The organism is Streptomyces albiflavescens, assembly GCF_014645835.1.
Taxonomy (GTDB): Bacteria; Actinomycetota; Actinomycetes; order Streptomycetales; family Streptomycetaceae; genus Streptomyces; species Streptomyces albiflavescens.
On sequence record NZ_BMMM01000003.1, the window covers coordinates 88606 to 106581 of the forward strand.

General features: G+C 68.6%; 18 protein-coding genes and 2 pseudogenes. 10 read left to right on the plus strand and 10 right to left on the minus strand.

The window, feature by feature from the left end; translation table 11 throughout:
* Positions 1 to 24: 24 nt before the first annotated feature.
* Both IEY95_RS09785 and IEY95_RS09790 read right to left on the minus strand, forming a co-directional pair.
* A pseudogene (locus IEY95_RS09785) lies at positions 25 to 522 on the minus strand (ISL3 family transposase); the annotation flags it as partial.
* Positions 523 to 569: 47 nt separating this feature from the next.
* Positions 570 to 938 carry a VOC family protein gene (locus IEY95_RS09790; RefSeq protein ID WP_189185539.1) on the minus strand — a complete coding sequence of 123 codons (369 nt, stop codon included), beginning with the start codon at positions 936 to 938 and terminating at the stop codon, positions 570 to 572.
* A 63-nt stretch (positions 939 to 1001) separates the two neighbouring features.
* Between IEY95_RS09790 and IEY95_RS09795 the strand changes: the two genes are divergently transcribed.
* Positions 1002 to 1460, plus strand: a complete 459-nt coding sequence (locus IEY95_RS09795; RefSeq protein ID WP_189185540.1) for a MarR family winged helix-turn-helix transcriptional regulator — start codon at positions 1002 to 1004, stop codon at positions 1458 to 1460.
* Between the two features lie 177 nt (positions 1461 to 1637).
* Here IEY95_RS09795 and IEY95_RS09800 read toward each other — a convergent pair whose 3' ends face one another.
* Positions 1638 to 2546: a LysR family transcriptional regulator gene (locus IEY95_RS09800; RefSeq protein WP_189185541.1), complete on the minus strand. Its 909-nt coding sequence runs from the start codon at positions 2544 to 2546 to the stop codon at positions 1638 to 1640.
* A 137-nt stretch (positions 2547 to 2683) separates the two neighbouring features.
* Here IEY95_RS09800 and IEY95_RS09805 point away from each other — a divergent pair, with 137 nt between their 5' ends.
* Both IEY95_RS09805 and IEY95_RS09810 read left to right on the plus strand, forming a co-directional pair.
* Positions 2684 to 3502, plus strand: a complete 819-nt coding sequence (locus IEY95_RS09805) for a 3'(2'),5'-bisphosphate nucleotidase CysQ (protein WP_189185542.1) — start codon at positions 2684 to 2686, stop codon at positions 3500 to 3502.
* A 41-nt stretch (positions 3503 to 3543) separates the two neighbouring features.
* Entirely contained in the window at positions 3544 to 4140 is a 597-nt protein-coding gene (locus IEY95_RS09810; protein WP_189185543.1) for an NADPH-dependent F420 reductase, read from the plus strand.
* Positions 4141 to 4470: 330 nt separating this feature from the next.
* On the opposite strand, the gene IEY95_RS09815 is transcribed toward IEY95_RS09810, so the two are convergent.
* Complete coding sequence (locus tag IEY95_RS09815) at positions 4471 to 5199, minus strand: TetR/AcrR family transcriptional regulator C-terminal domain-containing protein (RefSeq protein ID WP_189185544.1); 729 nt, start codon at positions 5197 to 5199, stop codon at positions 4471 to 4473.
* A 111-nt stretch (positions 5200 to 5310) separates the two neighbouring features.
* On the opposite strand from IEY95_RS09815, the gene IEY95_RS09820 reads away from it, so the two are divergent.
* Both IEY95_RS09820 and IEY95_RS09825 read left to right on the plus strand, forming a co-directional pair.
* Positions 5311 to 6444 (plus strand): FAD-dependent oxidoreductase, encoded by a 1134-nt coding sequence (locus IEY95_RS09820; protein ID WP_189185545.1) that lies wholly within the window; start codon positions 5311 to 5313, stop codon positions 6442 to 6444.
* Between the two features lie 511 nt (positions 6445 to 6955).
* Complete coding sequence (locus tag IEY95_RS09825; protein ID WP_189185546.1) at positions 6956 to 7459, plus strand: helix-turn-helix domain-containing protein; 504 nt, start codon at positions 6956 to 6958, stop codon at positions 7457 to 7459.
* A 161-nt stretch (positions 7460 to 7620) separates the two neighbouring features.
* Here the strand turns inward: IEY95_RS09825 and IEY95_RS09830 are convergent, their stop codons facing one another.
* From IEY95_RS09830 to IEY95_RS09845, 4 genes are all read right to left on the minus strand, one after another.
* Complete coding sequence (locus tag IEY95_RS09830; RefSeq protein ID WP_189185547.1) at positions 7621 to 8523, minus strand: NADP-dependent oxidoreductase; 903 nt, start codon at positions 8521 to 8523, stop codon at positions 7621 to 7623.
* A gap of 470 nt (positions 8524 to 8993) precedes the next feature.
* On the minus strand, positions 8994 to 9929 hold the full coding sequence (locus IEY95_RS09835; protein WP_229702775.1) for an ABC transporter substrate-binding protein: 936 nt from the start codon (positions 9927 to 9929) through the stop codon (positions 8994 to 8996).
* The gene (locus IEY95_RS09840; RefSeq protein ID WP_189185548.1) at positions 9926 to 10597 is read right to left on the minus strand and encodes an ABC transporter permease; all 672 of its coding nucleotides are present in this window, start codon (positions 10595 to 10597) and stop codon (positions 9926 to 9928) included. The genes IEY95_RS09835 and IEY95_RS09840 overlap by 4 nt, the downstream gene beginning before the upstream one ends.
* Positions 10594 to 11274: an ABC transporter permease gene (locus IEY95_RS09845; RefSeq protein ID WP_189185549.1), complete on the minus strand. Its 681-nt coding sequence runs from the start codon at positions 11272 to 11274 to the stop codon at positions 10594 to 10596. The genes IEY95_RS09840 and IEY95_RS09845 overlap by 4 nt, the downstream gene beginning before the upstream one ends.
* Before the next feature lie 167 nt (positions 11275 to 11441).
* Between IEY95_RS09845 and IEY95_RS09850 the strand changes: the two genes are divergently transcribed.
* From IEY95_RS09850 to IEY95_RS09860, 3 genes are all read left to right on the plus strand, one after another.
* Entirely contained in the window at positions 11442 to 12224 is a 783-nt protein-coding gene (locus IEY95_RS09850; RefSeq protein WP_189185996.1) for an ABC transporter ATP-binding protein, read from the plus strand.
* 3 nt (positions 12225 to 12227) lie between these two features.
* Entirely contained in the window at positions 12228 to 13538 is a 1311-nt protein-coding gene (locus tag IEY95_RS09855; protein ID WP_189185550.1) for an ABC transporter permease, read from the plus strand.
* Positions 13539 to 13659: 121 nt separating this feature from the next.
* The gene (locus IEY95_RS09860) at positions 13660 to 13983 is read left to right on the plus strand and encodes an ANTAR domain-containing protein (protein ID WP_189185551.1); all 324 of its coding nucleotides are present in this window, start codon (positions 13660 to 13662) and stop codon (positions 13981 to 13983) included.
* A 161-nt stretch (positions 13984 to 14144) separates the two neighbouring features.
* Here the strand turns inward: IEY95_RS09860 and IEY95_RS09865 are convergent, their stop codons facing one another.
* Positions 14145 to 14939, minus strand: coding sequence for an RNA polymerase sigma factor SigF (locus IEY95_RS09865; RefSeq protein ID WP_189185552.1), 795 nt, complete (start codon positions 14937 to 14939; stop codon positions 14145 to 14147).
* 495 nt (positions 14940 to 15434) lie between these two features.
* Between IEY95_RS09865 and IEY95_RS48835 the strand changes: the two are divergent.
* Both IEY95_RS48835 and IEY95_RS09875 read left to right on the plus strand, forming a co-directional pair.
* Positions 15435 to 15617 (plus strand): annotated as a pseudogene (locus tag IEY95_RS48835) (hypothetical protein); the annotation flags it as partial.
* Positions 15618 to 15792: 175 nt separating this feature from the next.
* The gene (locus IEY95_RS09875; protein ID WP_189185553.1) at positions 15793 to 17238 is read left to right on the plus strand and encodes a glyceraldehyde-3-phosphate dehydrogenase; all 1446 of its coding nucleotides are present in this window, start codon (positions 15793 to 15795) and stop codon (positions 17236 to 17238) included.
* Between the two features lie 166 nt (positions 17239 to 17404).
* Here IEY95_RS09875 and IEY95_RS09880 read toward each other — a convergent pair whose 3' ends face one another.
* Positions 17405 to 17686, minus strand: coding sequence for a hypothetical protein (locus tag IEY95_RS09880; RefSeq protein ID WP_189185554.1), 282 nt, complete (start codon positions 17684 to 17686; stop codon positions 17405 to 17407).
* Between the last annotated feature and the right edge of the window lie 290 nt (positions 17687 to 17976).

Here is a 17976-nt window from a genome sequence, read left to right on the forward strand (position 1 = left end):
CCACTACCAATCACCAATTGAGATGACGTCTAAGACTTGGACACCGTCGAAGCGGGTCGGGTCGGCGATCAGCAACTGGTGGCCGGTCGCCAGGACGGCGTCATTGACGGTGTGCCAGGACACCCCGAGCCCGGCGGCGATCCGGGCGATCGACATCCGGTCGATGACGACACTCTTCAACGCCCACATCACCGCCTGCGTCGAGAGTTTCGCCCTCGGCGCGGCGGCCGCGGTCGTGTCTTGGCGCCAGACCTGCCCGCAGCCCGAACGGCGGTAGCGGCGGATGCGGACGTGCAGGATCGTTGCCCGCCAGCCGAGCGGGACGTGCGCCAGTCGGCGCAGCACGCTGTCGCGCGGCACCTCCGGACAGCCGCAGGCATGGCACCAGTCATCAGGGTCGACCACTCGACAGAGCAACACGGCGTGGTCGGGATGCACCTGTTGGCCGACCACTTCCAAGCCGAGGTCATCCAGCCGGCAGAACGTCGTCAGGTCAGCAGGGCAGAAGGTGGCGTCACGCACGAGCCCAGGGCGCAACCGCTGATGATCGTCCGGTGGCGTTTGGTCGATCAGGCGCGGTCGTGGAGCGTGACCTGGTAGCCGTCGGGGTCGGCGAAGGTGAAGGTCCGACCGAAGGGGCCGTCGATCGGTGCGGAGACGATGGTGTGACCGTCGGCGACGAGCGCGTCGTGGATGGCCTGGACGTCGGTGGCGTGGAGCCAGATCGCGGCACCGATGCCGGGCTGAGCGACGGATACGAGGTCGGTGCCGGGAATGACGTCGCGGAGTGCGAACGCGATCGGCTTCGTCTCGAAGACGACGGCGTGCGGAGGTCCGGCCGGCGAGCGGACGAGGCCCAGGTACTGCTCGTAGAACGCCTGCGAAGCGTCGAGGTCGCGCACTTGGAGCGAGATGAAGTCGGGGCCGGTGGCGGGCATGATGACGCTCCTTCTTTTCGTGTCAGTTTTCTGACACGCATCAACCTATGTCAGAATGCTGACATGAGTCAAGAAGGTGTCGGCGTCGACCTGGAGACGTCACTGGGCTACCTGCTCAAAGAAGCGTCGAGCGCCCTCCGCGCGGCCATGGAGGAAGTGCTGCGGCCGCTCGGGATGAGCGTGACGCACTACTCCTGCCTCGAGCTGCTGGCGCAACGACCGGGCTTGTCGAACTCCGAGCTCGCGCGGGGCGCATTCGTGACACGGCAGACGATGAACGTGCTGCTCCAGGCCCTGGAACGAGACGGCTACGTGACCAGGCCAGCGGAGGCACCCGTCGGGAAGGTGCTTCCCACGCGGCTCACGCCTCGCGGCCGACGAAGCCTCGAGAAGGCGAGCGCAGCCGTCCGGTCCGTCGAGGCCAGAATGCTGGCCGGCCTGACCGAGACCGAGCAGTCAGACGCGTTCCGGATCCTGCAGAGCATGATCCATTCCCTGCGCGGTGACAACGAGGGTGCATAGCTCGTTCCGCGGCGCACGTCTCGTCGCGCTCGGACAGGAGTGCAGCCGAGCCTGAAATCCGTGTCGGCGACCTCGATAACGGGGGCTGGTGATCTGATGCGGGTCCGCACAGCGGCCGGCCGTGCGGCATCAAGGTGGTCGCGTGGACGTATGGGCGAAGCGGCCGGACGGCGCCGACTACGACGACGCTCCGCCCATGGCCAGCGCGGTTCGCGCCAGCCCGCGCAGCCAGGCGTGGGCGTGGTCGGTGTCGTAGCGCTGATGCCACGACAGGTATATCGGTGCCGAAGGCAGTTCGAGCGGGAGGGGGAGCACGACCAGGCCGAGGTCGGCGACCGCTGACCGCATGGTGGCTTCGGGGACGCAGATCAGGAGATCGGAGCCGCGCGCGAACTCCAGCGCGGCTGCTTCCGTGGGCGCGGTCGCCACCACGCGGCGGGTGAGGCCGAGCCGCGCGAGGGCGTCGTCGACGGCATTGCTGAGGTTTCCACGTCGCGAGACGGTGACGTGCTCAGCGGCGGCGTACCGCTTTGCGGTGACGGTCCTGACGCGGGTGAGGGGGTGCCCCTGCCTCACGACGATGACGAGGCGGGTCTCGCCCACGTTCTCGGCACGGATGTCCGGTGCGCTCGGGCGGTTGGCGTTCGCCTCCAGGTCGACCTCGCCGCGCCGCAACTCGGGGGTGTCGATGCTCGATTCCGCGACGAAGCGCAATCGCACGCCCGGCGCCTGTCCGCGCACGGCCGAGAGCAGTGTGGGGCCGCTCAAGGCGACCAGGGAATCATGCCAGCGGAGTGTGAAGGTGCGCTCCAACGTTGCCAGATCGAGTTCACGGCTCGGTGCCAGCACCCCCTGGACCTGGTGCAGCAGCTCGTGCACCTGTTCCCGGACGGCGATCGCATACGGCGTCGGGGTCATCGTGCGGCCGGTGCGCACCAGGATCTGATCCCCGGTCGTGCGCCGGATTCGGCCCAGACTCCGGCTCATCGCGGGGGCGGTGACGTGCAGGCGCGCGGCCGCCCCGGCCACACTTCCCTCCTCCAGCAGCGCGTCGAGCGCGGCGAGCAGGTTCAAATCCAATTGCATGGGAGTAATCCTAGCCGTGCTTGACATGCATTTGAAGTTAATTAAAGGGCTGTATACCTTCGAGACGAGAGCGCAAGACGGAACGCACAGCTTGGCCCGACCCGCCTCATCACCCCTCCTCACACGGGAGTACCACCATGTCCGAAACGCTTCAGACCACTGACGTCGCCGCCTCCGACGCCGACCTGCTCGGCCAGACCGCGATCGCCGTGCGCGCGGCCGGTTCGGCGCTGCGCGAGCGCTTCGGCGAGGTGGTCCGCTACCGGAACCGTGAAGAGCTGATGAGCGCGCTCGCCGCCAACGACGACACGGCCCTCGACATCCTGCGCCCCCGCCTCACGCGCCTGCGCCCGGACGCCGGCTGGGTGGAGGACGAGCTGGACGGCGGGGCGCTGCCGCCCGGCGAATGGTGGGTCGTGGATCCGGCCGAAGGCAACGTCAACCACCTGCACGCTCTGCCGGAGTGGGCGGTGACCGCCACCCTCGTGCGTGAGAACCAGCCGGTGCTCACTGCGGTCCACCTGCCGTTGACCGGCGAGACCTACACCGCGCTCACCGGCACGGGCGCCTACCTCGACGGCCGACCGCTGCACGTCTCCCAGACCGCGGACCTCGGCCTGAGCATCGTGGCCACCAGCCAGGCCCGGCCGGACGAGGACGAGAAGGTCGTGCGGCGCGTCGGCTCCTCGATCACCGCGATGCTCTTCGACGCGCTCGTCGTCCGCACCGCCGTGCCCGCAACCCTGCACCTGCTGAACGTGGCCGCCGGCCGGATCGACGCCTTCTGGCAGTTCGCCGGCGCCCGCGCGGATCTGCTGCCCGGGGCGCTGCTCGTCACCGAGGCCGGCGGACAGATCTCCGACGCCGAGGGCCGCCCCTGGACCCCGCAGAGCGAGAGCCTCCTGGCCGCCGCGCCCGGCGTCCACGCCGAGGCCGTCGCCACGCTCTCACGCTGACCGCGCACCACAACCTGCACGCACGGAAGGACCAGATCATCATGACCACGATCGCAGTTCTCGGAAACGGCCGCGTCGGCGGCAATCTGGCCACAGCCCTCACCCGGGCAGGGCATGAGGTGACCGTGGCGGACCGCGCGCCGGGCGCCGCCGCCGACACTGCCCGGACAGCCCAGATCGTCATCAACGCCACCCCGGGAGCCGGCTCGCTGGACCGGCTCGTCGCCCTGCGCGAGGAACTGCGCGACAAGATCCTCGTCGACGTCTCCAACGCCACCGTCGACGGACCGGACGGACTGCCTGCCCACCTGATCTACCCCGGCTCAAGCCTCGCCGAGCAACTTCAGGAAGCGCTCCCCGAAACGCGCGTCGTCAAGACACTCAACACCATGCTCTTCCCGGTGATGACCGCGCCGGCCACGCTCACCCAGGCGCCCGACGCCTTCCTCTCCGGCGACGACCTGCAGGCCAAGCAGACCGTCCGTGAACTGCTCATCAACCTCGGCTGGCGCAAGGAGTGGATCACTGATCTCGGCGGGATCCAAACCGCCCGCGCCACGGAGGCCGCGATACTGTTCGTACCGCACGTGATTCGGTCCAGCGGATTCGCGCCCTTCGCGATCTCGGTCGCCCGCTGATCCGCACACAGTGCACCGCCGGGGCACGGCATGGCGCAGACGAAGTTCGTCAAGGAGTCCGCACCCGTCATCGGCGCCGGATCCGGCGGCAAGGCGGTCTCCGTCGACCTGGATGCCGACTCCCCGCACGTCCTGATCTCCGCAGGCACCGGCGGCGGCAAGTCGACCATCCTGCGCACCATCACCTGCCAGTCTGGCGTCACGTTCTTGATCTTGCCCGGGCAGAGGGCGCTTCTGAGAGTCGTGCTGCGTCGGGGGTTCGGCGCGCGCGGAGGCCGACGTCGGAGTGCGGAGTTCGCCGAGGAACCTCCAGTTGGCGCTGCCGAATCGTCAGGGCCGGATGGGGAGGTTGGCCTCCCATCCGTCGAGGAGTCGTTCGAGTCCCAGTTGGAAACCGCGCTCGGCGCTGTCGGCCGCGTGGGGAAGTTCGGCATCACGAATGACCCGGGCGAGGAGTGGATGGCGCCCGGCGCTGACGACTTTGTCGAGGTAGGGCGCGTGGGCGTCCATCCACTCCTGGATGCCGACTCCGGAGCGTCGGACGGCTTCCTGCTGGGCGAGCTCGCCGATGGCGTAACCGCGGACGAAGGCATGCAGCGTATCGACGACGGTGATCATGACGTCGATGTCGAAGCCGAGGGGATCGAGGGCGGCGAGTGCGTGTTCGGTGGCATCGAGCGAGTTCGGCCCAAGTGATGGGCGCCCTGCCGCGAGGGAGGTCATCCAGGGATGCCGGTGGATGGTGGCCCGGGAGCGATAGGCCAGTGTCCGCAAGTCGCCGCGCCAGTCGCCGGTGGGGGCAGGCGGGCCGCCGTCTTCGGCCGCTACGGCGTCGAGCATGAGATCGAGCAGGTCGTCTTTGGATGCCAGGTAGCGGTAGAGCGAGGCTGTGCCCGTTCCCAGTTCCTTGGCGACGCGCCGCATGGACAGTGCCTCGATGCCCTCGGCGTCGGCGATCGCGATGGCGGCGGCGGTGATCTCCGCCCGGGTGCGTGAGGGTGCGGGGCCTTTCGCGGCCCGCTCCGGCCGGTTCCAGACCACCGTGTGAGCGTCGTCCATCGGGTTTCCCTCCTCACTACTGCGCTCACTGTTCGCAGTAGTGCTATCGTGGCGCCATTACTGCGAACACTGTACCCGAGTAGAGCGTGTCCAGCCGAAAGGGAAACCACCATGACCACTCCCGTCACGATCATCGGCGCCGGGCTCGGCGGCCTGACCCTCGCCCGGGTCTTGCACCTGCACGGCGTCCCCGCGACCATCTACGAAGCCGAGACATCGGCGGACGCCCGCACGCAGGGCGGTCAGCTCGACATCCACGAGTACAACGGGCAGCTCGCCCTCGAAGCGGCCGGCCTCACCGACGAGTTCCGCGCGATCATCCACGAAGGCGGCGAGGCCGTGCGCGTGCTCGACCAGCACGGCGCGGTCCTGCTTGACCAGCCCGACGACGGCACGGGCGGGCGCCCCGAGGTGCTCCGCGGAGACCTGCGTCGGATCCTGATCAACTCGCTGCCCGGCGAGATGATCCAGTGGGGACACAAAGTCACCAGTGTCCGCCCCCTCGGAGACGGAAGGCACGAGCTGACGTTCGCCGACGGGCCGACCGTGACGACCGGCCTCCTCGTCGGCGCGGACGGCGCCTGGTCGAGGGTCCGGCCGCTGCTCTCCGACGCGAAGCCCGAGTACGTCGGCACGTCGTTCATCGAGACCTACCTGTACGACGCCGACCAACGCCACCCCGCAGCGGCCAAGGCCACCGGCGACGGTTCCCTGTTCGCCGTCGCGGCCGGCAAGGGGATCCTCGGCCATCGAGAGGCCGACGCCGTTCTGCACACTTACGTCGCGCTCAATAAACCGCAGGAATGGATCACCGCCATCCTCGCCAGTCCCGAAACGGCGGCGGCCCAGGTCGCGGCAGAATTCACCGGATGGGCGCCTGAACTCACCGCACTCATCACTGACGGGGAAACCGCCCTCGCCCCGCGCCCGATCAGCGCCCTGCCGATCGGCCACCGCTGGGACCGCGTTCCCGGAGTGACGCTGCTGGGCGACGCCGCCCACCTCATGTCACCGTTCGCCGGGGAGGGCGCCAACCTCGCCATGTTCGACGGCGCCGAACTCGGCAAAGCCATCGCCGCACATCCCGACGACATCGAAGCCGCCCTTGCGGAGTACGAGCAGGCCCTTTTTCCCCGCAGTGCCCAGTTCGCCGCCGAATCCGACAAGAATCACCAGCTCATCTTCGGCGACAACGCCCCCGCCAGTCTGCTCGACCTGCTCACCGGCCAGGAACCGACCGAGTGAGCGAGACGCCATGAAAGAGCAGCACTGTGGTCAGCATCCACAAGCCGAAGGTACTCAGCTCGCTCCACCGCCAGCTTTTGGGCGACGACGGCGGCTTCGGGCACCTGACTCGGCATGCGGGGCCAGTGCGCGCGGTCCCGCGCATCGACTCCGACGAGCCACGACCTCAAGACGGCGCAGCCGCGGGTGAGCGGCGGGCCATCGCAGGCTGTGCGTCCCGATCTCGCCCTTGCGCTCAGCTCACTCCGGCGGGTTAGCCCGTGTGCGGAGCCGGCGCCAGCAGTGGTGGACGTGCTGTTCAGCCTCTCGCACGGCGCGGGAGGCGGCGTCCGAAGATGCGGCCGAAGGTGATGCGGGCTTGCTGGCGCGAGGTGCGGTGCGGCCGTGCACCGCGTCGGCGTCGCGGGCGGCAAGCCTTCGGTCGCCTTGCCGGAGGACGACGGCCCGGGCGACCAGCATCGTGGCGACGACTGCTGCAGCGGTCATCGCGGTAGCCGCATGCTGATCGGACATGACGTTGAAAGGTCCTTCGCCACGCGCGGGCATCAGCCCTTCCCAGCTCAGCCGCATCGAGACCGGACACCGCCGCATCAGCCTCGACCAGCTCACCGCCATCTCCGGGGCGCTGGGCAAGTCCCTCGACGAGCTCGTCGAGTCCCCCGACGATTCCGACGTCGTCATTCGCCCCGACCGCGACGACACCCGCGGCCTGACCACCTGGCTCCTTACCAAAGACAACGGCCCCCGGGGCCTGACCGTCGCCAAAATGCGCATCACCGACCCGGCGGGCAGCGTCACTCCCGACGACTTCGGCGTCCATCCCGGCCGGGACTGGTTCACCGTGCTGTCCGGCACCGTCATCCTCTACCTCGGCGAACGCGTCATCCGTATCGAGGCCGGCCAGGCCGCCTCGTTCTCCACCATGACCCCGCACACCCTCCGCAGCGACCGCGGCCCCGCCGAGATCCTGTGCATCCTCGACCACAACGGCGAACGCAGCCACCTCCATATCTGAAGCGACCACAACACCCCTCGCCGTGCGGCCCTGCCTCCGCCTTGACGCCGCACCCATCGGGACGCGCCGCAGAGCGCCGTGCGTCCACGGCGAAAGCTGGTGTCACCTTGGCGACTGCATCGCCCGCGCGTCCACGAAGTCAGGACTCGATGGCCCGCCGGTCAGTCCACGAGTAGCACGAGTTTGCCGCGCAGAGTCCCGGCTTCGCCGACGCGGTGCGCGTCGGCCACCTCGGTCAAGGGGAAGGTCCGGCCGACCTGGATGGAGAATCGTCCCGTTTCAGTCATTTGAGCTACCTGGGCCAGCGCGTAGGTGGCGCGGCCGGTGTCGCCGCGGCTGAAGCGGATGCCCGTTTGCTGCGCGCCCCGGAAGTCGGCGACCGTGATCACGCGCTCGGGCGCGCCCGCGAGCTCCACGAGTTCGGGAAGGACGCCGCTGCCAGCGACGTCCAGTGCGAAATCGACACCCGACGGCATGATGGCCCAGACTCGTTCCGGCATCCCGTCGCCGTATGCCACCGGCTCAGCCCCGAGCGAGCGGAGGGCATCGTGCGTGCCTGGACTACCCGTGCCGATGACGCGCGCGCCGCGCTCCACGGCGAGTTGGACAGCGGCACTCCCGACGCTGCCCGATGCCCCGCTGATGAGCACGGTGCTGCCCGCCGTGACGCCAAGCTGGTCGAGCGAGCGCGCTGCGGTCTCGGCTGCCGCAGGGATCGCTGCAGACCTCGCATAGTCGAGCGAGTTCGGGATCGGGGCCCAATAGGACAGCACGGCCAACTCCGCTTGGGCGGCTCCGTATGGTGAGGCTCCGAAGACCCGGTCGCCAACCGTGACACCCGAGACATCGTCGCCCATCTCGTCAACGATGCCCGCAGCCTCGTAGCCCAGGGTCTGTGGCAGTTCCTGGTCCATCAGGCCCTGACGCTTTTTCCAGTCGCTGGCGTTGATCCCCGCGGCACGGACCTTGATCCGTATCTCTCCGGCGCCGGGATGGGGATCGGGGAGGTCAACGATCTCAAGAACCTCCGGGCCGCCAAACCGGCTGAACTGTGCTGCCCTCATGACGCACTCCTTCCGCGGAAGAAGTGGCGGATCGTCCGATACCGCGTGTGCGCGTATCCCTGTCCGGCTATCTGCTCGGCCCCAGAGCACGTTTCTACTCCGATACATCGACCCTACGTCATGACCGCCCACACCTGGCGAGCTGCTTCCGGGGCCACCTCGCCCCACACAGCCCCGTCGGTTCCCATGCCTGCGGACAGGAGCAGGCGCGGCTGTAGAGAACCCACGAGATCCCTGCTCGAGACTGGCGGCTTCAGTCACCGGCTACACCCTCAAATGCGATGAGCCGGTAATCAACAGGTCTACGAGCGTCCCGGTCTTCGTCTTCGGACCAGATGCCCGCTTTCACCCGCACCCCAAGCGCCGCGGCGGTGCGTCACGACCGGCACCCGGTGGCAGTGGCAGTGGCAGTGGCAGGACAACGGCAGCTCATCCGGCCGCATGCAGCGGGTCGCCGACACCGCGGAACCTCACTTCAGCAGCCCCTTGTCCTCCAGATAGGTCCGGGCCACGTCCTGAGGCAGCCGTCGCCAGCTGTCCACCTGCTGGTTCATGGACGCCAAGTCGTCCGTCGTGAGTACGTCGTTGAGCTTGCCGAGCGCCTTGGTGACGCCCTCGCTGCCGGCGCGGGAGCGGTTGACGACCGGCACGATGTAGTCGGCGTTCTGCAGATGCTTGTCGTCGGCGAGCAGGACGAGCCCGAAGTCGTCCAAGGTGGCATCCGTCGTGGTGGTCAGCACCATCTGGTCCTGGCCGTTCTGCACGGCCCGCTTCGCCTGGGTGGTGCCGACACCCTTCGGGTCGACGGCGGTGATGTCGATGCCGTACGTCTTCTTCAACCCGGGTTCGCAGTACGGCCGTTGCACGCACTCGTCGCCCGCCGCGAGCCGCACCTTCAGGCCGGACCTTCCGAGGTCGCCGAGCGTCTTGAGGTGATGCCGGCGCGCGTACGTCTCGGTCACGGCGAAGGCGTTCTGGTCGACGGCCCTGCCGGGTGCGAGGACGGTGAGTCCGCGAGGCGTGGCCAGCTTGCGCAGCGCGGCCATCGTCGCGTCGAGGTCGGGTGAGCCGGCGGGGGGTGCGTCGGCGCCGTTGGTCTTGGCGTTCAGCCAGTCCGCGAAGGTGGCCGCGTATTCGGGGACGACGTCGATCTGGCCCGATTCCAGGGCCGGTTCATACAGTTCGCGGTTGGCGACGGTGAGCATGGACGTCTTGTAGCCGGCCTGCTCCAGCAGCAGCGCGTACATCTGGGCGAGCAGGTCGCTCTCGGTGAAGCCGGCCGAACCGATGGTCAGGTGTTCGCTGTCGCCGGGCGACGCAGTGACCGCGCCCCGGGTCTCCAGGGAGGGTCCGGCGGTGCAGCCGCTCACGAAGGCCAAGGACACCAGTACGATCCGTGGCCTCACCGCGAGCCCCTGGCCCAGTGCGGCGCCAGCCGCTCGGCGACCTCGAAGACCCCCTCCACGATCAGCGCGAACACGGCGACCAGGACGGCACCGGCGACGACCTGCGGCGTACTCGCCAGATTGAAGCCCGCGGTGATGATCCGGCCGAGCCCTCCGCCGCCGGCGAGCGCGGCGATGGTGGCGGTCGCCACGAGCTGTACTGCGGCGATCCGCACCCCGTTCATGACCATGGGGAGCGAAAGGGGCAGTTCCACGTGAAACAGCATCTGTCGCCCGGTCATCCCCATCCCGCGCGCGGCCCGCACCACGTCGCGGTCGACCTCCCGCATCCCGACGTAGGCATTGGTGAGCAGGGGCGGCACGGCGAACAGGACGAGCGCGACGACGGTCGGTCCCTCGCCCCACTTCCCGATCGGGGTGAGCAGCAGAAGCACCAGCACGGCGAAGGTGGGGACCGCCCGGCCGATGTTGGAGATGTTGACCGCCAGCGCACCGCCCTTGCCGAGGTGGCCGAGGACGAGAGCCACGGGCAGCGCGATCAGACAGCTGATGACCAGGCAGACCATGGTCAGCACGAGATGCTGGGCGAGGCGGTGCCAGACTCCGTCGTCGCCCGACCAGTGCGCGGAGTCGGTGAGCCAGTCCCAGGCCTCGGTCAGGGTGTTCATCCGCGGGCCGCCCTGGTCCAGGGGGTGATGAGCCGTTGCACGCCCAGCAGGAGGAGGTCCGCGGCGACGGCGATGACGACGCACAGCACGGACGCGGTGAGGACCTGGGCCTTGAAGTAGGTGTTCATGCCCGAGTAGATGAGGTTGCCGAGCCCCCCGAAGCCGACGATCGCGCCGACCGTGACCAGCGACACGGCGGAGACCGTGGCGATGCGCAGCCCGGCCATGGCGGCGGGCACCGCGAGCGGCAGTTCCACGGTGAGCAGGAGGCGGATGGGCCCGTATCCCATGCCGCGCGCGGCCTGCCGGGTCTCCTCGGGGACGGCGCGCAGACCCGCGAGGATGTTCCGTACCAGGAGGGTCAACGAGTAGAGGACGAGGCCCGCGACGACCAGGGCGGCCGAGAGTCCGTAGACGGGCAGAAGCAGCGAGAACATCGCCAGCGACGGGATGGTGTACAGGATCGTGGTCACGCCGAGGACGGGTCCCGCGGCCCAGCCCCAGCGGCGGGCGAGTACCGCGAGCGGCACCGCGAGGACGAGCCCGATGAGTACGGAGACCGCTGTCAGCTGGAGGTGCTGGACCACCGCGTCGAGGAGGATCTGGCGGCGGGTGCTCAGATACTCACCGCAGATCCACTCGTTGCGCGCGAGGCAGTCGTCCGGGGGCGCGGTCACGCGTCCATTCCATCGGGGGCCTGCAGAGGTCGGCGCGTTCTGGTGACCCGTACGGGGTGGTGCTGCGTACACCCCGGAATACGGGTTCTGCGCCCCATGTGGTCCCGCCTCCGTCTCCGTAACTTCGTCGTCATGGCACAGGGCGTGCCGGACGGAGAGTGATGACGATGTTTCGCCGAGCGCGACGTACGCATGAATCGGGACCCGCCCCGGAGGCTCTGCGGCTGGTCAAGGTGAGCAAGACGTTCGGGGCCGAGGAGAGTGCCGTGACCGCCCTGGACGGAGTGACGCTCAGCCTGGCGCGGGGCTCGTTCACCGCGGTGATGGGGCCCTCCGGGTCCGGCAAGTCCACACTGCTGCAGTGCGCGGCGGGGCTCGACCGGCCCGACAGCGGCATCGTGATGGTGGACGGCGCCGAGATGACGGGCGGTGGCGAGGCCGAGCTGACGAAGTTCCGGCGCAGTCGGATCGGCTTCGTGTTCCAGCAGTACAACCTGCTGCCGACGCTGACCGTCGCCCAGAACACGGTCCTGCCGCTCCGGCTCGCCCGCCGGCGCGTCGACCGTGGGCGGGTGCGGGAGATCCTGACGGCCGTCGGTCTCGGCGACCGGCTCGGCCATCTGCCCGACCAGCTCTCCGGAGGACAGCGGCAACGCGTGGCGATCGCCCGCGCCCTGGTCACCGAGCCTCGGGTGATCTTCGCGGACGAGCCGACCGGCGCGCTGGACACGCGCAGTGCGCGGGATGTGCTGCGTCTGCTCCAGGAGGCGGTACGGGTGCACGGCAGGACCGTGGTCATGGTGACGCACGATCCGGTCGCCGCCTCGTACGCCGACTCCGTCGTGTTCCTCGCGGACGGACGGCTGGCGGGCGAGTTGCACGCGCCGACGGTGGACGCCGTGGCCGAGCGTCTGGCGCACCTGGGCGACGACGCGTTGATGGGGGTGTGAGTCATGCTCGCTCTGGCCCTGCGCTCGATGCGCAAGCGCCCCGGGCGCTTCGCGGCGACCCTGCTGTCCGCGTTCCTCGGCGCGGCGATCATCATGACGTTCAACTCGATGCACGACACGGCAGGGCAGCCGGGCGTCGACTCGGTGAGCGCGGAGTCGCTGTCCACCGCGGCGAGTGTCGTCGGCGGTTACGGCACCCTGCTGGTGTTCTTCGCGGTCGCCTCGACACTGACGGTGAATGTCCGTCAACGGAGCGCCGAAATAGAGCTGTTGCGGTGCTCGGGGGCGACCCCGGCCCAGATCAAGCGTATGGTCGTCGGCGAGTCGGTGGCGGTCGCGCTGGTGGGGGCGGTGCTGGCGATCGGTCCGGCGATGCTCGGCGGGCGGGCCCTGCTGCACATCTTCCAGGACAGCGGTCAGGTGCAGCGGTCCGTGGACTACTCCTTCGGTCCCATCGCTCTCCTGTCCGGCATCGACATCACGGTGCTCGCGGCGGCGGGCGCGGCGTTCATGGCGGTGCGGCGGGCGACGCGACGCCGTCAACCCCGGGGAGGCGCAAGGAAGTTCTTCGCGTACGCGGCCCTGGCCGTCGGTGTCGCGGCCGTCTGCTCCACGTTCGCCTTCTCCGCGCGGGATGCCGCGCTGATGGCGCCTCCCGTGTACGGCGCGATCCTGCTCTCGGTGGGCTTCGCGCTGCTGTCCCCGAGGCTGCTGAAGGGCCTGCTCGACCGGCTTCCGCTGTCGGGCCCGAGCGGCTATCTGGCCGTACGGAACATGCGCCGGCGCACCGACGAACTGTCCGGTGTCCTGATGCCGCTGATCCTGTTCACCTGCATGGCCACGGCGACGCTCTCCATGCAGGCGGTGGAGAACGACGCGATCGACGCCTCGGGCGTGCCGAAGTCCATCGACGCCAAGAACCTGGAGACCCTCAACCTCGTGGTCGTCGGCATCATCGTGGTGTTCTCCTGCATCATGTTGATCAACTCCCTGTACGCGGCCACGACTTACCGCGGCCGGGAGTTCGGGCAGCAGCGGCTGGCCGGTGCGACGCCGGGCCAGGTGCTCGCCATGGTCGGCGCCGAAGGCGTGATCCTGACGGTGACCGGGGTCTTCTTCGGCACCTTGGCGGGACTCGCGGGCATCCTCCCGTTCACGCTGGTGCGTACCGACGGGACATGGCCGGGCCAGGGCCTGGGCATCTGGCTCACCATCGTCGCGGTGGCGGCGGCGGTGACGCTCGGGACCAGCCTGATCACGGCCCGGCGCGCCCTGCGGACGCCCGCGGTGGCGGCGGTGACGCTCGCCGCGTGACCCGATGCTCGATCGGAGAGGGGCACCCGCCCGAGCGGGTGTCCCTCCGCCCGCGTTGGCACGCATCCCGTCGAGTGGCGACGATGGACTCGAAGGACGCGGCCCCACCCTGGAGGGGACGATGAACCAAAACGCCAAGGAGCCGGACCGGATCGTCGAGCTGCGGGAAGAAATAGACCAGTTGAAAGAAGCCGTCACTTCGCACGCCGTCGTGGACCAGGCGATCGGCATGATGGTCGCCCTCGGGCGGGTGACACCCGATCAAGGGTGGGCCGTTCTGCGAGAGGTCTCCCAGCACACGAATATCAAATTGCGCACTATCGCGGAGATGATCATCGTCTGGGGCCAGAAAGGAGATCTCTCGCCCGATGTTCGCGCGGTCCTTGAGGACACGCTCGACAAATACGGGCCCGCCCAGATTCCGGATTCTCCGTCCACTCCGTGACCCGGAAAGTGTTTGGATCGGGTCACCCTCGGTAGTCCGAAGAAAGGCGAGCAACTGGCCAACCATTCCCGGGAGGGTTCGGCAGTGAGCTCACCGCCTGGCCGCCCGGGCGAGGAGACTCGACCGGGCGGCCAGGTAGGCCCACCCGGCCGTTCCGGGAGCTATGCCGCATCGGCAAGCACCTGCTCGCGCAGCGTGGCGCAGCAATTGCTGATCAGACGGGACACGTGCATCTGCGAGATGCCGAGCTCCTCAGCGATGAGGCTCTGTGTCATACCGCCGAAGAACCGCAGGTAGAGGATGGTCCGCTCACGCTCGGGCAGCGCGCTCAGCGCGGGCTTCACAGCCTCGCGGTCGACGACCAGGTCGAAGCCGACGTCGACCTCACCCAGAGCGTCTGCCAGGGCGTATCCGTCCTCGCTGCCCGGCAGCTCGGCGTCCAGCGAGAGGGCGGCGAAACTGTCCAGGGCTTCGAGGGCGATGCGTACGTCGTCCTCCCCGAGGTTCGCGCACTCGGCGATCTCGGCGACGGTGGGCTGTCGGCCCTGGATGGTCTGGGACAGGTCCTTCAGCGCGGCGCGCACCCGGGTGCGCAGGTCCTGGACGCGGCGCGGCACGTGCAGGATCCACATGTGGTCGCGGAAGTGACGCTTGATCTCGCCCGTGATCGTCGGGATCGCGTAGCTCTCGAACGCGTTGCCCAGGGCCGGGTCGTACCGGTCGACGGCCTTGACCAGGCCGAGGGCCGCGACCTGGTTCAGGTCCTCGATGGATTCGCCCCTGCCGCGGTACCGGCCCGCGATGCGATCCGCCATGGGCAGCCAGGAGCGGACGATCTCGTCGCGGAGTGCCTGGTGCTCGGGCCCGTCAGGCAGATCGTGGAGTCGGACGAAGGCGGCCGCGGTGTCCGGGGCGTCGTCGTGCGGATGTTGCTTCGTTCTGACCGTGGCGCGCATGGTGCTCACAACTCCCTCAGGGGGTGTTGAGTGGACAGTCACCATGGGAGTACGCGCACGCGAACCGTTCGGAGGCACCCGCGGTCGGCGTACCGACTCCCACGGACGTGCCTCCTGTCCGAAGCACTAGAAATGCAATTCCCCGCGCCGCCGAATGCAAACAGATTCGTGAATCAAATGACGCCCGGCAATCAGCCGGTCCTGGAGTGTGACCGGTTTCCTTTTCGCCTTCGGATTGCGAAAGGAATCCTCACATGGATGAGAGTGTCGTCCGCAGGGTCACCGCTCTTCCTATCACCGGGATCATGCCGTTGACCAGGTGTTCCATTCAGGTGTTCAGGTTGTGTTCAGGCCCATCGCCATCCTTGGCAACTCCTGCACCAGAAGCCCCCCAAGCGATGGCAAGGACCCTTGTGGCAATGCCAGTTCGCCATGTCATCGTGCGGGGCATGAGCACAGAGCACCTCACCCGTCACCGCCGGGTAACCGGCCCCCTACTGGGCCACCGTGCCGGCCACCTTCGCGCTCGGCACCGCCGCCGGAGACCTCTCCGCCACGGTCGGCCTCGGATACCTGGGCTCGACCCTGCTGTACGCAGTCGCCATCGCCGTCCCGGCCGTCCTGTACCGCTGGGGCGCCCTCAACGCGGTCGCCGCCTTCTGGTCCGCGTACGTCATGGTCGAGCTTGACCAAGAACTTCTTGAACTCCTCGGCCCGGTGCCGGCGGTGCAGAGAGCCGATCGCCTTGCCACGCCTGCAGGTGTGGCCATGAAACCCGATCCCGGGACCGCCTGCATGATCAAAACGGCGACGGTTTAGCATATGAGCACCGCCTAGCTCGAAAGATAAACTTGTGACTGTCACGGACGACTCGTTCACCAACTGGAAGAACCGCGAGGAGATCGCGGAGTCGATGATCCCCCTCATCGGGAAGCTGCACCGGGAACGGGACGTCACGATCCTGCTTCACAGCCGCTCCCTGGTGAACAAGTCGGTGGTCAGCATCCTCAAGACCCACCGATTCGCCCGGCAGATCGCCGGCGAGGAGCTCTCGGTCACCGAGACGCTGCCGTTCCTGCAGGCCCTCACCACCCTCGATCTCGGCCCCTCCCAGATCGACATCGGCATGCTCGCCGCGACGTACAAGACCGACGACCGCAGTCTCTCGGTGCAGGAGTTCACCGCCCAGGCCGTCGCCGGAGCCACGGGCGCCAACAAGATCGAGTGCCGGGAGCCGCGCGATGTGGTTCTCTACGGGTTCGGCCGCATCGGTCGTCTCGTCGCCCGCCTGCTCATCGAGAAGTCCGGCTCCGGCAACGGCCTGCGGCTGCGCGCCATCGTCGTCCGCCAGGGCGGCGAGCAGGACATCGTCAAGCGCGCCTCACTGCTGCGCCGCGACTCGATCCACGGCCAGTTCCAGGGCACGATCACCGTCGACGAGGCGAACAGCACGATCATCGCCAACGGCAACGAGATCAAGGTGATCTACGCGGGCGACCCGTCGGAGGTCGACTACACGGCGTACGACATCAAGAACGCCATCCTCATCGACAACACCGGCAAGTGGCGCGACCGCGAGGGCCTGTCCCAGCACCTGCGCCCCGGCATCGACAAGGTCGTCCTGACGGCGCCTGGCAAGGGTGACGTCCCGAACATCGTGCACGGCGTCAACCACGACACGATCAAGCCGGACGAGCAGATCCTCTCCTGCGCCTCCTGCACCACCAACGCGATCGTCCCGCCGCTCAAGGCGATGGCGGACGAGTACGGCGTCCTGCGCGGCCACGTGGAGACCGTCCACTCGTTCACCAACGACCAGAACCTGCTGGACAATTACCACAAGGCCGACCGCCGCGGCCGCTCGGCGCCGCTCAACATGGTCATCACGGAGACCGGTGCCGCCTCGGCCGTCGCCAAGGCGCTGCCCGACCTCAAGGCACCGATCACCGGCAGCTCGATCCGCGTCCCGGTGCCGGACGTCTCGATCGCGATCCTCAGCCTGCGACTCGGGCGCGAGACCACCCGCGAGGAGGTCCTCGACCACCTCCGGGACGTGTCGCTGACCTCGCCGCTCAAGCGCCAGATCGACTTCACCACCGCCCCCGACGCGGTCTCCAGCGACTTCATCGGCTCGCGCCACGCGTCGATCGTCGACGCCGGTGCCACCAAGGTCGACGGCGACAACGCGATTCTGTACCTCTGGTACGACAACGAGTTCGGCTACTCCTGCCAGGTCATCCGCGTCGTCCAGCACGTCTCCGGAGTGGAGTACCCGACGTACCCGATCCCGGCGGTCTGACACCGGCGGACACATCCCGTGTCCGGTCGGGTGGGGCGGACGAGAGGAGGGCAACCGATCGCGATCGGCAACAGGTTGTCCTCCCGCCGAACGTCCGCCTGCCGGCCTGGGAGAACCCATGGCGCGGTGTCGGTTCGTACGCCCCGTACCGCATGCTTTCGGGTCGTCAGAGGTCTTCCGGTCCGCCGCAATCAGAGGTCGTAGGCATCCTGCCCACCGCACCGCCGCGGATGACCAGGCGCAGGGCCCGGTCCCTGAAGTGGTCGACGGTCATGTACGGGCACAGCCGGTCACTGCTCACCCCACGTCCCGGACAGGCCACGAACAGGCCCAGGCGGCCGAAGTCGGCGATGGCCGGGGAGTCTTCGCGGATGTCGCCCCGAACGGCGGGCGCGGACGCGGTGGTTGACCCGAGGTGCACGGTCATGACCGCCGCCACGTCCGTCATACGGTCCGTGCCTCCCGCGAGGCGCATGTGGCGCAGGCCGCCCAGCGCGGGCGGCAGCGGCGTGTCGTCGACGCGGACGGGGCCGAGGAAGCCGGTCGCTCGTCCTGCTGCCCGGGTGAAAGTCGGGCGCGCACGACTTCATCGTGCGGCATGGGGACACACCATGGCGCACACTTTCGAACATTGCAGCCATGGGAAGCCGGTTGAAGGGGCGTCAGCCGGTCGGTAGGACGCGCAGACGACCGAACGCCCTCCCCCACCGACCGCGATCCTTTCGACGTCGCGCCGAG

What these genes read in the sequence shown, in the direction of transcription:
- IEY95_RS09790 (WP_189185539.1), bottom strand. Translation starts at nt 938, where the DNA reads ATGCCCGCCACCGGCCCCGACTTCATCTCGCTCCAAGTGCGCGACCTC.
- IEY95_RS09795 (WP_189185540.1), top strand. Translation starts at nt 1,002, where the DNA reads ATGAGTCAAGAAGGTGTCGGCGTCGACCTGGAGACGTCACTGGGCTAC.
- IEY95_RS09800 (WP_189185541.1), bottom strand. Translation starts at nt 2,546, where the DNA reads ATGCAATTGGATTTGAACCTGCTCGCCGCGCTCGACGCGCTGCTGGAG.
- IEY95_RS09805 (WP_189185542.1), top strand. Translation starts at nt 2,684, where the DNA reads ATGTCCGAAACGCTTCAGACCACTGACGTCGCCGCCTCCGACGCCGAC.
- IEY95_RS09810 (WP_189185543.1), top strand. Translation starts at nt 3,544, where the DNA reads ATGACCACGATCGCAGTTCTCGGAAACGGCCGCGTCGGCGGCAATCTG.
- IEY95_RS09815 (WP_189185544.1), bottom strand. Translation starts at nt 5,199, where the DNA reads ATGGACGACGCTCACACGGTGGTCTGGAACCGGCCGGAGCGGGCCGCG.
- IEY95_RS09820 (WP_189185545.1), top strand. Translation starts at nt 5,311, where the DNA reads ATGACCACTCCCGTCACGATCATCGGCGCCGGGCTCGGCGGCCTGACC.
- IEY95_RS09825 (WP_189185546.1), top strand. Translation starts at nt 6,956, where the DNA reads ATGACGTTGAAAGGTCCTTCGCCACGCGCGGGCATCAGCCCTTCCCAG.
- IEY95_RS09830 (WP_189185547.1), bottom strand. Translation starts at nt 8,523, where the DNA reads ATGAGGGCAGCACAGTTCAGCCGGTTTGGCGGCCCGGAGGTTCTTGAG.
- IEY95_RS09840 (WP_189185548.1), bottom strand. Translation starts at nt 10,597, where the DNA reads ATGAACACCCTGACCGAGGCCTGGGACTGGCTCACCGACTCCGCGCAC.
- IEY95_RS09850 (WP_189185996.1), top strand. Translation starts at nt 11,442, where the DNA reads ATGTTTCGCCGAGCGCGACGTACGCATGAATCGGGACCCGCCCCGGAG.
- IEY95_RS09855 (WP_189185550.1), top strand. Translation starts at nt 12,228, where the DNA reads ATGCTCGCTCTGGCCCTGCGCTCGATGCGCAAGCGCCCCGGGCGCTTC.
- IEY95_RS09860 (WP_189185551.1), top strand. Translation starts at nt 13,660, where the DNA reads ATGAACCAAAACGCCAAGGAGCCGGACCGGATCGTCGAGCTGCGGGAA.
- IEY95_RS09865 (WP_189185552.1), bottom strand. Translation starts at nt 14,939, where the DNA reads ATGCGCGCCACGGTCAGAACGAAGCAACATCCGCACGACGACGCCCCG.
- IEY95_RS09880 (WP_189185554.1), bottom strand. Translation starts at nt 17,686, where the DNA reads ATGACGGACGTGGCGGCGGTCATGACCGTGCACCTCGGGTCAACCACC.